The organism is Methylomonas sp. TEB (assembly GCF_047777895.1).
Taxonomy (GTDB): domain Bacteria; phylum Pseudomonadota; class Gammaproteobacteria; order Methylococcales; family Methylomonadaceae; genus Methylomonas.
Genome location: NZ_CP180476.1, coordinates 758,907 through 771,154 on the forward strand (window position 1 = coordinate 758,907; position 12,248 = coordinate 771,154).

Below are 12,248 nucleotides of genomic sequence, written 5' to 3' on the forward strand. Positions count from 1 at the left end.
GGCGTTAGTTAAAGATACCCGCTAAACCGGCCACCGACAAGTGGGCTTTACGCGCCATCAATCGACATTGGGCGCTTATATAGCAGTTGAATAAAGCCGCTAAGGCCGTTATAGTTGCCCCACTTTTATACTTGTAAATCAATGCTATGCCATCATTCGACATCGTTTCAGAACTCGACAGCCACGAAGTAACCAACGCAGTGGACCAAGCCAATAAAGAAGTTTCCACCCGGTTTGATTTCAAAGGCTCCAATGCCTGTTTCGAGCAGCAGGAAGACAGCATCCTGATGAAAGCCGAATCGACCTTTCAACTGCAACAAATGTTGCCGATTTTGTATGCCAAAATGGGTAAACGCGGCATCGATATTTCCAGTTTGGAAAGCGGCAAGATTCAGGATACTGGCAAAACCGCTCAGCAATCCATCACCTTGAAGCAGGGTGTGGGTAGCGATCTGGCGAAAAAAATCGTCAAGCTGATCAAGGATAAAAAGCTCAAAGTGCAGGCCGCGATCAATGGCGATAAGGTGCGCGTGACCGGTAAAAAGCGCGACGATTTGCAGGAAGTCATTCAAATGTTGCGCACGGAAGATTTGGAGCAGCCTTTGCAATTCAATAACTTTCGGGATTAGTCCTCACCATTACGCCGACGAGCTTATCCGGCGTTGCAGCTATGGTGCCGCGGGTGTGGATTCCTCAGGGAGTTTTCAGTTAAATTCTCTCGGTTGGCACAAGGCGTCCGGTAAGCTAATGATGTTGGTTGACGGACGCTGAGCAACATAAATTTGGTCGGGACTTGGTTAAAGCTATCGGGGGCGCGCGATATGAAAACGGTAATGATTGGTCAAAAAGTACCGCCCCTATCGGTTTCCGACTGGGTGCAGGGACAGCCTGTCAATTTCGAACAATTGCTTGGACAAGTCGTGTTGGTGGCGGTGTTTCAAGTCAACTGCCCAGGCTGTTTCTTGTCATGTCTGCCGCAGGTGTTGGCGTTAAAACAACGTTATGCCGAGCGCGGTTTGACCGTACTGGGGCTGGCCACCGCCTTTGAAGACTTCGATAAAAATAATCTGCAAAATCTAAAACGTTTGGTTGAGACCGGTGAGGTGATCGGCGAAACCTTGAGGGTTTTAACGGAGCGAGGACTGCTACAGGACGGCAAGTTGCCGTATCGTATTGATTTTCCGGTAGCCATGGATAGATTGACCAAGCGCGAATTCGGCAGTATCGAAAGCGAAATTGACGCTTTTATCAGCCAACGCTTGAGCGATTTGGAACAAGACATCGGCTTACGCCAACCGCATGTGCGAGCGCAGGTAAAACAATATTTACAAACCCTGGATTATCATGCCGAAACCTTCGAGTTTTTCCAGTTACAGGGTACCCCATCTTATATTCTGGTTGATAGAGCAGGCTTGCTGGTCCAATGCAGGTTTGGCGCGTATCCCGATCTGGAAACCGATATTCTCAAGCTGTTGTAGTTCCCGTTCCGGCTTCGTAGGACCGTGCTAGCGGCGAATGCCGCACCCGCTTTCGCAAGGGGCTTTAGACGAAGCAGTTACAAGGCTGGCGACTGCTTGTGACGAAATCTTAAGGCGACATCCGTGTCTATTGTTAACGTTTTTTTAGCTGGCCCGACACGCCGTTTTAGGTAGCGTTAAGCCGGGGTGTAGCAATACCGTATTAAGCGATTGTTTTGCGACGCAAACCCATCAGGCCAGCCAATGCCGAGCCAAATAACCAAACCGCACCGGGAACAGGCACTGCGGTAGTTCCGCCTTCAATAAACGGTGTAAATACCAGGCTTTGTGATGACTGTTTTTTCTCGATCAATGCAGAATCACCCACATTGAAAGCTTCGGCGGTCAAGTCGTTTTGAATCCTGACGCGCACATCCGCGTTACCCCATGCGACAGGCGTATCCAGTGTTGCGGCAGCCGACCAAGTGCTTAGCGGGCAGCCGGACGATGTGGCGCATGAGTCTGTCAGCGGACCGGCGGAAAAGTTGGTCGCGATATGATCCACACCATTCCACAGATTGGTTAAACGCAATTGACCAGATGCATCGACCGAAGGTGCCAGGGTGACGCTACCGGAGCGATTGACCAGGCGGTAATCACCGTTTTCCACCAGGCTTACGCTGCTTAAACTTAGATCCGCATCGGGTCTAATATCGAACTGCACATTGCTGTTGGCGAAGAGCGTGCCCTGAGTACCGGTTGCTTGGGCTTTAAAATTTAACGGCGAGAATAAAACGCTCTTGCCGTCGCCCGATAAAGTCGGCGCGCCAAACAAGCCTAGATTCGTATCGTCATAGATGGCCGTAAAGCCGTTGCCGTCCAACGAAATTAATGCCGCCGACGCATGTCCGCTTAACATTGAAATAACCCCGGCGCTTGCCAGGAACAAAGTCTTGATTTTCATAGGATCTCTAGATAATTCATGAATAGACAAGGTAACGAGCCGCCACAATAGCTTTACCTATTGGCTTATCGAAGCGGGTTAAAGTTTGCTGGCCGCATTATGTTTGGGGTTTGTCTAATGCGTTGCCGCGTCCATTGCCAGCTACCTGCTACCCGTCTTTGGTCGAGATAAGCTCGAATAAAAACAAAGTTATAGGCTTCTTCCTGTGAGTTCTGTCTCAGCGACCTAGCAGAGTTCCGGTCGGTGCGCAATCGTACGAATTGTCTAAGTCAAAACAGTTACCGGTCCGTGAAGGTTTGAAGAAATGTATTACAAAGGTATTCTGCCCATTGATGGATGGCGGTGCTGAAAGCCTTAGGCTGGCCTCTGTTTTACGGATACCAAACCGCTTCAGCGACGGAACATAATGCCAGCCTATACCTAACAATTCAGGTCATGGTATGGTTGCGCGACCTTTTTATCCTTGTCGCTTTTTCAGGAAACGCCCATGACCGAACCCTTGCTGATTGCCAAATCCCAGACTGCCGAACTGTGTCTGCTGCCGAGCATGGCTAACCGCCACGGCTTGATCGCCGGCGCCACCGGCACCGGCAAAACCATCACCCTGCAAACCCTGGCCGAGGCGTTTTCGCAAATCGGCGTGCCGGTATTCATGGCCGATGTGAAGGGCGATTTATCCGGCATCAGCAGGACGGGGGGCGGCAATGCCAAAGTCGAGGCGCGGCTGGCCGAGCTGGGCATAGCCGCCGACTATGCGGCTATGCCGACGCTGTTCTGGGACGTGTTGGGAAAAAAGGGCCATCCCTTACGCTCGACGGTGTCGGAAATGGGGCCGCTATTGCTGGCGCGGATGCTGGATTTGAACGAAGTGCAAAGTGGCGTCCTCACGGCGGCGTTTAAAATTGCCGACGACAACGGTTGGTTGCTACTGGACTTGAAGGATCTGCGGGCCTTACTACAATACGCATCCGAAAATGCCTCCGAGTTGTCCGGTGAATACGGCAGCATCTCGGCGGCCAGCGTCGGCGCGATCCAGCGCGGCTTGTTGCAACTGGAACACGAAGGCGGTGAGAATTTGTTCGGCGAGCCGGCGTTGGACTTTAACGACTTTCTGCAAACCGACGGCGGCCGGGGCGTGATCAATATTCTGGCGGCCGACACGCTCTACAACTCGCCGCGCGTCTACGCCACCTTGCTGTTGTGGCTGTTGTCCGAGTTATTCGAGAATCTGCCGGAAGCCGGCGATCTGGATAAACCTAAACTGGTGTTTTTCTTCGACGAAGCGCATCTATTATTCAATGACGCGCCGGCCGCACTGCTGCAAAAAATCGAGCAAGTAGTGCGTTTGATTCGTTCCAAGGGCGTGGGCGTGTATTTTGTCAGTCAGAACCCGCTGGATATTCCCGACGTGATCTTGGGCCAGCTCGGCAACCGCGTGCAGCATGCCTTGCGGGCGTTTACCCCGCGCGACCAAAAAGCCGTGAAAGCGGCGGCGGAAACCTTTAGAGCCAATCCGGACGTGGATGTCGAAACGGCTATCACCGAACTGGGTGTGGGCGAAGCCTTGGTATCCTTTCTGGATGAAAAAGGTACGCCTTTGCCGGTGCAGCGGGCGATGATCAAGCCGCCAAGCTCCCATGTCGGTGCGGTCAGCGAGGCCGAGCGGCAGGAATCGATCAATACTTCCGTCATCGCCGGCCATTACGAAAAACAGGTAGATCGCGAATCGGCCTACGAAATTCTGAAAGGCCGCGCCGAAAAAGTCGTGCCGCCCGAATCTGCCAGCGAAAGCGGCGACTCCGGATCCGGTTTCAATTGGGGCGAAGTGCTATTGGGCGGCGTTGGTGCCGCCACTAAATCCCGGCGCGGCCGCAGCGGTGGCGGTCAAAGCGTGCTGGAAGCGGCCGCCAAAAGCGCCGCGCGCAGCATCGGCCAGGAAGTGGGCAAGCAAATCATTCGCGGCGTGTTGGGCTCGTTATTGGGCGGCCGGCGCTAACGCGAAAACATTGCTGACATAACGCTGTCAGGAGGGCTGTTTTAGGATGACGGCTCTTTTAACCACAACGAGGACAACATCATGATCAACAACGTCGCAACCTGGTTTGAACTACCCGTCATCGATATGCCGCGCGCGCAGGGTTTTTACCGCAGCATTTTGAATGCGACTTTCAAGGAAGAAGAAATGAGCGGCTATCAAATGGCGATTTTCGACGCGGAAGAAGGCGCGGTTAGCGGTATGTTGATATTGGGTGAACACTATCAACCCAGCGCAACCGGCGCGGTGGTGTATTTCAACGGCGGCGCCGATTTGAACGAGCCGCTGGCCAAGGTGGAAGCAAACGGCGGCAGCGTGTTGATGCCGAAAACCCCCATCCACGACGGCGAATGCGGTTACTTTGCGATGTTGCTCGATAGCGAAGGTAACCGGGTTGGCCTTTATTCCCAAGCTTAACGGCCAATAAAACGGCGGGCAGTCCCAATCGTGATTGCCCGTTCTGCCAATGCGCCGCGCTGACCGTCTGTTTCAAATCGTCCAAATCCTGCGTAACCGGCGGATGGTTACCGCCAAGGCGCTCGCCGAGCGTCTGGAAGTATCCGAGCGTACCATCTATCGAGACATCCAGGTTTTAAGCCTGTCCGGCATTCCTATCGAAGGCGAGGCCGGCGTCGGCTATATGCTGCGCCATAGTCTGGATATACCGCCCATTATGTTCAGCGCCGCCGAACTGGAAGCCTTGGTCATCGGCGCGCGCATGGTGAAAACCTGGGCCGGCAAGGAGTTGGGGCATTCGGCGCAATCGGTGCTGGACAAGGTCACGGCGGTGGTGCCGGCCGAGTTGCGCGAGCAGCTGGAGCGTAGCAAATTATTCGCGCTACGTTTTTCGCAACGCGAAGATTTGGATGTGACCATGGATATTTGTCGCAAGGCGCTGGACGGTAAGCGCTTGCTGTCCATGGATTACCGCCGCGCCGACGGCACGTTCAGCCAGCGGCGGATCAGGCCGCTGGGCTTGTATTTTTGGGGCAACGTCTGGACCTTGGTGGGCTGGTGCGAACTGCGCGGCGACTTCCGCAATTTCCGGCTGGATCGCATCCAGCAGGCCTTGGTGCTGGACGAAGCGTTTACCGATGACCCTGGCCAAACCTTGCAGGATTTTATTCGGCGGATGCATTGCTCGCCGCAGTGAGCTTGGCCTGTTAAGGCGAAGATTCCGGTTGCCGAACGCCAGGTTTTCTCTATCATGTCCGTTTAAACCGGCATTCTTACCGGTGTTTTCATTTTATCGACTCTCAACTGATCCTGCTCATGACAACAATCAACATCCAAAAAATGATGGCCGACAGCGGCGTGACGTTCGGCACCAGTGGCGCGCGCGGTCTGGTTAGTCAAATGACCGGCGAAGTCTGCGCGGCTTATACACTGGCGTTTATCCAAGGTTTAAATCTGGCGCAGCCCGGCCAAAAAATCGCCTTGGGCATGGATTTACGTCCGTCCAGCCCGGAAATCGCCCAAGCTTGCATAGCCGGCATTCGGCAGGCCGGCTGCGAAGTAGATTTTTGTGGGGTGTTGCCGACGCCGGCACTGGCTTTGTATGCGTTGGCGAACAGTCTACCGGCGATCATGGTCACCGGTAGCCATATTCCTTTCGACCGCAACGGCATCAAGTTTTATCGGGCTGACGGCGAGATCAGCAAGGCCGACGAAGCGGCGATGACCAGCGTAACAGTGGACGTGCAAATTGTTTCCGCCGATCTGCCGCCAGTCAATCCGGCGGCGCTGACACAATTTCGGCAGCGCTATACCAATTTGTTTGGACACGATTTATTAAACGGCTGGCGAGTCGGTGTTTACGAGCATTCCAGCGCGGCCCGCGATGTATTGAAAGATGTGCTGGCGGAGCTGGGCGCAGAGGTAATTGGCTTGGAGCGCACCGATACTTTCGTGCCCATCGACACCGAAGCAGTCGGCGAGGCGGATCGGCAGCGCGGCCGCAACTGGGCTAGCGAATATAAGTTGGATGCCTTGATCTCTACCGACGGCGATGGCGACCGGCCTTTGATCGGCGACGAGACCGGCGAATGGCTGCGCGGCGACATTGTTGGCTTACTGTGCGCCAAGTTTTTAGGGGCCGACACGGTGGTGACGCCGGTGAGCTGCAATACCGCCATCGAAGCCTCCGGCTGGTTCAAGCAAGTGATTCGCACCCGGATCGGCTCGCCGTACGTGATTGCCGGCATGGAAGAGATGCAAAGTGGCGGCGTGGCAGGCTTCGAGGCCAACGGTGGCTTTCTGGCGGGCAACGGTTTGGCGGTGAACGGTAACAGCCTGGCACCGCTGCCCACCCGCGATTCATTGTTGCCGGCCTTGGCTTTGTTAGCCATGGCGCGTTCCCAAGGTTTGAAACTGTCGGAGCTGTCGCAAGGCTTACCGCAACGCTATACCGCCAGCGACCGAGTCCAAGACTTTCCGGTTGCTAATAGCCGGGCTTTACTGGAGCGATTGCAGGCCGAGCCCGACGCTTATCGCAGCTTCTGGCGGGATGAATTGGGCGAACTGGTGCATAGTGATGTCACCGACGGTTTACGCTTGAGTTTTGCGAATGGTGAGATTGTGCATCTACGCCCATCCGGGAATGCGCCCGAGTTGCGCTGTTATGCCGAAGCAGACGATAGACTGCGTGCGGAAGCATTGGTAAGTACCACCTTGCAACGCATTGCCGGCGATTAACGGTCAATTGGGCTCCTCAGAAATCCTGTTAATCAGTTGTTAAGCTTGGTGGCAGTATGCTGTCCCCGCACCAATAACTATTACTCAGGAGTTCAACATGCAACACAAAAACGTATTTTTGGCTTCACTGCTGTTAATTTCCGGCACTGCGTTGGCGGAAATCCCGCTGGCGGGCGGCATCGCCAAGCAAGCGGCCACCAATGCACTAACCGGGGCAGTGCCCAGCGCCGTGCCTGGTGCGGCCAATGCCGTCGAGGCGGCAGGTGCCGCTGGTCAGGCGCAGAAAGCCGTACAGACGGCGCCAGGTGTTCTCAAGGATCAGGCGCAAGAGACGGCAAAGGAAACTGCCCAGCAAAAAGTCGAACAGGCGGTGCCTGCGGAGGTCAAGCAAGGTGCTGAAACGGTAACCGATCTTAAAGGCAAGGTGGATGCAGCCCCCAAATCCGCTGGTGAAGCTACCGCTGTTGTTAAAGACCGGGCCAAACAAAAAGCGGCCGGAAAAGCGCTGGATCTTCTGAAATAAGCATTAACCACCAAAATAGCGCTCAGGTGCTATTTGGGTAGTGATGATGCAAATCCCGAAGCGAAATTCGGGATTTGCCTTTACCCTCCTGTTAAACAGTCGGAACTTCAAGGCTTAACATCAAACGCAATACAAATCCGTTCCTGATCTGAGTTGAACGGAATGGTGCGGTGGAACAGCGACGACGGGAACAGCACCAGGTCGCCGACTTTCTGATCGACAATTTGAGTCGGAAACGCATCGTGCAATCGCGGGTAGTCGTCGCCGTCCGTGCCGTATTCGAAGCCGCCTTCGTGCTTGTCGCATTTGTCCGGCAATTGCAGATAGACGCAGCCGCTGATCCAGCCTTCCTCGTGGATGTGCGAGGTCAGATAGCCGCCCTGGTTCATCCGCAAATACCAGGAACTGGCGAATTCCAGCGCTTGCGGAAACAGCCGAATCAAGGCATCGTCGCTAGCGGCGAAGTGTTGCCGGTAGGCTTTGACTTTAGCGCGGATCAACGCCGCCAGCTGCTGAAATGAGGATTCCGGCCGCTGTAACAAATTCCCCGCCGATTGCATGCCGTAATACAAACGGCCTTGTTTACGCTCGGCAATGGCTAGATGTTTAACGTCGTCGAGCAATTGACTCAGCAACGCGCTGCCGGGCTCGGCCAGTTCGTCGATGCGGGTGTGCTGGACAAACTCCATCGGACTGCGGCAGTAACCATACGCATCCGGCTGGCGGAAATTGGTGGCGTAATGGGTCGCCAAACTGCCCAGCAATACGGAGTTGTGGCGGTCTTGGGCAACCAGCTCGTCCAGACGTTGTTTAAAGGCCTCGAATTGACTGGTTTTATACAGGCATAGAAGCACCCGCTCCTGGGCATCGGCGAAATCCGAAGCGGCAAAATACGGCATCGCTTGTGCGAACTGATTACCCAAACAATAACTTTCACCCAGGTTGTAATTGGCGCGGCCGTGCTGCGAATTGGCCTGCAACGCGGCGCGGTAGCAACGCACGGCTTCTTCCATATTGCCCTGGTCGCGGTAAGTCTCGCCCAAATCGTTCCAGGCGTCGGCAAATTGCGGGTCCAGGCGCAAGGCTTCCCGGAAGGCTGTGATGGCTTGCCCATGCGCGCCTTGATCGTACAGATTGGTGCCGAGATTAAAATAGCCCAGCGCGTCGGCGTTGATCTCCAAGGCCTTGCGGTAACACTGTTCGGCGGTTTTCAGATCGCCGACCGTTTGCAATACCGCGCCCCAGTTGGCCCAGGCCTGGAAATAGCCGGGCTGCTGTTCCACGGCCTGCCGGTAATGCTTAGCCGCCTCCTGCCACTGGCTTTGCTGCTGCAACAGCGCGCCGAGGTTGAAATGGGCGACGGTCAAATCCGGCCTGATTTGCAGCGCCTTGCGGTACGTGGCCATTGCGCCCTTGACGTCGTTGAGCTGGGTGTAGATCGCGCCCAGGTTGAAATGGATTTCAGCGATGTTGGGATCGACGGCGATCATCTTGCGGAAGCTGACCGCTGCCTCGCGTAATTTGCCTTGCGCCTGCTGACACACGCCTAGTAAATTCAAGGCCGGCAGCGATTTGGGGAATACCGCGGCCAAAGCGTGCGCCCGGACTTCCGCCAACGGCACTTGCCCGGCCTGAAATAATTGGTGGATGGCCTGTAGTTCCGCCGGTTGCGGCTGTTTTAGTGCTGTTTTCATCAAGACTGTCAGCGTTCTGAAATTTCGACGCAGCATACCGCAAACCGCAGCAGTCCGGCAAAACAGGCCGCCTTCCGTTCAATCGAAATAGCCTGCCCCCAACGCGTCCCGTAGCCGGCGGTTCTCGGCTTGCAAACCTGCTATTTCCAACTGCAGGCCAGTCAGGCGCGATTGAATCTGCGCTTCGGTAAAACGCGGGGTGATGTGCTTCGGGCAATTCCAGTCGTAGGCTTTTACATCAATGACGATGGCCCGCTCGACACAGGCTTCGGCCGGTAATGCTGCCGGCCAATCCGCCGCGCCAAGCTCGACGATGCGGGCCGTGCCCCAGATTTTCAACCGGCGCCGCGCGGCGTAATCCATCAAGATCAACGCCACCCGGCCGTCCGCGTCCAGATTGCCGACGCTGATGTACTGGCGGTTGCCGCGCACATCGGCGTAAGCCAGCGTGCGCGGGTCCAACACGTTTAAAAAGCCGGGGCGGCCGCCGCGAAACTGCACGTAGGGCCAGCCGGTTTCGCCGACGCTGGCCTGATAAAAGCCGTCGAGTTCGGCGACGAAGGCTTGCTCGGTTTCGCCCAGTTCGGCGCGCGGATCGGCGGCGGTTTCGAAACCGAGATTACCGGCCCGGCTGCCGTAACGGTTCTGTGCCGCGCGCACCGAGTCGGTAAAACAAATATCGGCAAAGGCTCTGGACATGGCGGTTTACCTCGATTGTGGGTGAGTGGAAGTAAATGTATCGTCATCGTTGAGAAATCGCAGTCATCCCAGTGCGGAAGCGGAAAGTCTGCTCCCGGGGCAGCTAGATCGCAGCTGTGGATTGGTCTCATTCCCTTCCGCTCCGCTCAGGGAATGGGACCATCGTTCTGCAAATGCAGCCAATAGGGAACTTAACTCCTCAATAGACCGAAGTAAGCAATTGCGGCATCCTCCGTGGGAATGACTAAACTCGCATCAAGCCGCCGCGCTCGGTCGCTGCCCGACCCGCTCCCGCCAAACTTGCAGATTTTTGCAAGTCTCCGGAATACCAATCTGCAGCAGCTCGATCAAAGCCAGACCGGCAAACAACGTGATGTCCGGCATCGTCAACTGTTCGCCCATCACATAACGCCTGCCGCGCAGCACGCTGTCGAAATAATGCATGCCCCTGATCGCCACCTGGCGCTGGTATTCGCCCCATTCCTTAATTTGGATCGGCTCCAGCTTGCCCAAACCGGCCGTGGCGTGATGGAAATAATCGCTGGCGGCGTCCAGCACCAAGGCCTCGGCGCGGCGTTGCAGCATATGGATTTGCGCGCGCTGTTGGGCGGTTTCGCCGGTCAAAACCGACGTGCCGGCGCTATGGTCCAGATACTCGGTAATCGCGGTGCACTCGGCGATCGCCGTGCCGTCGTCCAGCACCAACACCGGCACCTTGCCGACCGGATTCAGCTGCAAAAACTCGGGACGTTTATGTTCGCCGTTCGGCACGTCGACCTGAATAAACTCGATACGGTCGGTCAAGCCTTTTTCGGCGGCGGCCATCCTGGCGCGGAGCGGATTGGGGAAGGCGCGGAATTCGTATATTTTCATAAAAACCTCTGTCATGTTAGGCGTAGTGGATTTGCGTTGCGGCCGGCCTTTGCCAACCGTGGGGACAGTGTATTGACTACCTCGAATAAACAGAATACGGACAAACTACAATTCACTATTCCGTTTATCGGAATAAAATAGGCGTTCAAGCGCTGCTTACCGACCCCGGTTCGGACCGATTCAAGGAGGTGAAGGATGGACAAACTGCAAGCAATGACGGTATTCGTCGCGGTTGCCGAGGCGCAAAGCTTTGCCGGCGCCGCCCGGCGGCTAGCGATGTCGCCGCCGGCGGTGACGCGAGCGATTACCGCGTTGGAAGAACGTTTGCAGGTCAAGCTGCTGCAGCGCACCACCCGGCTGGTGCGGGTTACCGATGCCGGCCAGCGCTATCTGGAAGACGCCAAGCGGATACTGGCCGACGTCGACGAAGCCGACGAAGCCGACGCCGGCATAAACGCCGAACCCGCCGGCCACCTAGCCGTCACCGCGCCGGCGCAGTTCGGCAAATTGTACGTGATGCCCGGCATCGTCGAATACCTGCAACGCTACCCGGCGATGAACGTCACGGCCATGTTCGTCGACCGGGTGGTCAATCTGTTGGAAGAAGGCATGGATGTCGGCATCCGCATCGGCGAATTGCCGGACTCCAGTTTGCGGGCGTTACGCGTCGGCCAAGTGCGGCCGGTGGTGTGCGCGGCGCCGGAATATTTAAAGCGCCACGAAGCCCCCAACCACCCGAGCGAACTGGCCGGCCATGCCCTAATCGCCGCCGGCGGCCTCAGTGCTGGTCCGGACTGGCGCTTCGGCAGCGGCGCGGACGCGCTCAGCGTGCGGGTCCAACCCCGGTTGGTCACGACCACGATAGACGCTGCCATCGAAGCCGCCGTGCTGGGCCTGGGCTTGACTCGCCTGTTGTCCTACCAAGTCGCCCCCTACCTGGCCAGCGGACAACTGCAAACCGTGCTAAACCGCCACGAACCGCCGCCGGTCCCGATCCACGTCCTGCACCGCGAAGGCCGCTACGCCTCGGCCAAGGTCAGAAGTTTCGTGGATTTGATTGCCGAGCGGTTGAAGCGGGAGGCGAGGTGGTTGTGAGATATTACGGTCTGGAATTGTTAATCGAGCGACAGGCAGAGTACCTGTAATTTCAGAAAGAATTATCTTCTTTTAAGAATTGGCCGGCTTCGACCCAAGGCCGAAGTTCGTGTATTTATCTTGAAGGTCGGTTTAAAATTTAAATCAGCCATTCAAATAATAAAAGCTGTAGGGTGGATAAGCGAAGCGCCATCCACCTATTTGGCGTTCCTAT

12 protein-coding genes are annotated in these 12,248 nt (G+C 56.0%); 8 read left to right on the forward strand and 4 right to left on the reverse strand.

What is annotated here, in order from left to right; genetic code table 11:
* Nucleotides 1-146 precede the first annotated feature (146 nt).
* Together ACMXD4_RS03435 and ACMXD4_RS03440 are read left to right on the forward strand one after the other, a co-directional pair.
* Entirely contained in the window at nt 147-629 is a 483-nt protein-coding gene (locus ACMXD4_RS03435; RefSeq protein WP_033156023.1) for a YajQ family cyclic di-GMP-binding protein, read from the forward strand.
* A gap of 192 nt (nt 630-821) precedes the next feature.
* Entirely contained in the window at nt 822-1,478 is a 657-nt protein-coding gene (locus tag ACMXD4_RS03440; protein WP_319960356.1) for a TlpA family protein disulfide reductase, read from the forward strand.
* Between the two features lie 202 nt (nt 1,479-1,680).
* Here the strand turns inward: ACMXD4_RS03440 and ACMXD4_RS03445 are convergent, their stop codons facing one another.
* A complete protein-coding gene (locus ACMXD4_RS03445) occupies nt 1,681-2,421 on the reverse strand; it encodes a hypothetical protein (protein ID WP_415879855.1) in 741 nt (246 codons plus the stop codon).
* 487 nt (nt 2,422-2,908) lie between these two features.
* Between ACMXD4_RS03445 and ACMXD4_RS03450 the strand changes: the two genes are divergently transcribed.
* The 5 genes from ACMXD4_RS03450 to ACMXD4_RS03470 all read left to right on the forward strand — a co-directional run bounded on the left by ACMXD4_RS03450 (nt 2,909) and on the right by ACMXD4_RS03470 (nt 7,673).
* Nucleotides 2,909-4,417: a helicase HerA-like domain-containing protein gene (locus ACMXD4_RS03450; protein ID WP_415879856.1), complete on the forward strand. Its 1,509-nt coding sequence runs from the start codon at nt 2,909-2,911 to the stop codon at nt 4,415-4,417.
* A gap of 81 nt (nt 4,418-4,498) precedes the next feature.
* Nucleotides 4,499-4,873 (forward strand): VOC family protein, encoded by a 375-nt coding sequence (locus tag ACMXD4_RS03455; protein WP_415879857.1) that lies wholly within the window; start codon nt 4,499-4,501, stop codon nt 4,871-4,873.
* Between the two features lie 49 nt (nt 4,874-4,922).
* A complete protein-coding gene (locus ACMXD4_RS03460; RefSeq protein ID WP_415879858.1) occupies nt 4,923-5,609 on the forward strand; it encodes a helix-turn-helix transcriptional regulator in 687 nt (228 codons plus the stop codon).
* A gap of 119 nt (nt 5,610-5,728) precedes the next feature.
* Nucleotides 5,729-7,150, forward strand: coding sequence for a phosphomannomutase (locus ACMXD4_RS03465; RefSeq protein WP_415879859.1), 1,422 nt, complete (start codon nt 5,729-5,731; stop codon nt 7,148-7,150).
* A gap of 97 nt (nt 7,151-7,247) precedes the next feature.
* Nucleotides 7,248-7,673, forward strand: coding sequence for a hypothetical protein (locus tag ACMXD4_RS03470; RefSeq protein WP_415879860.1), 426 nt, complete (start codon nt 7,248-7,250; stop codon nt 7,671-7,673).
* Between the two features lie 107 nt (nt 7,674-7,780).
* Here ACMXD4_RS03470 and ACMXD4_RS03475 read toward each other — a convergent pair whose 3' ends face one another.
* The 3 genes from ACMXD4_RS03475 to ACMXD4_RS03485 all read right to left on the reverse strand — a co-directional run bounded on the left by ACMXD4_RS03475 (nt 7,781) and on the right by ACMXD4_RS03485 (nt 10,939).
* The gene (locus ACMXD4_RS03475; RefSeq protein WP_415879861.1) at nt 7,781-9,367 is read right to left on the reverse strand and encodes a tetratricopeptide repeat protein; all 1,587 of its coding nucleotides are present in this window, start codon (nt 9,365-9,367) and stop codon (nt 7,781-7,783) included.
* A 78-nt stretch (nt 9,368-9,445) separates the two neighbouring features.
* The gene (locus tag ACMXD4_RS03480; protein WP_415879862.1) at nt 9,446-10,066 is read right to left on the reverse strand and encodes a pyridoxamine 5'-phosphate oxidase family protein; all 621 of its coding nucleotides are present in this window, start codon (nt 10,064-10,066) and stop codon (nt 9,446-9,448) included.
* Nucleotides 10,067-10,321: 255 nt separating this feature from the next.
* On the reverse strand, nt 10,322-10,939 hold the full coding sequence (locus tag ACMXD4_RS03485) for a glutathione S-transferase family protein (protein WP_415879863.1): 618 nt from the start codon (nt 10,937-10,939) through the stop codon (nt 10,322-10,324).
* Between the two features lie 195 nt (nt 10,940-11,134).
* Between ACMXD4_RS03485 and ACMXD4_RS03490 the strand changes: the two genes are divergently transcribed.
* Entirely contained in the window at nt 11,135-12,034 is a 900-nt protein-coding gene (locus ACMXD4_RS03490; protein WP_415879864.1) for a LysR family transcriptional regulator, read from the forward strand.
* Nucleotides 12,035-12,248 lie beyond the last annotated feature (214 nt).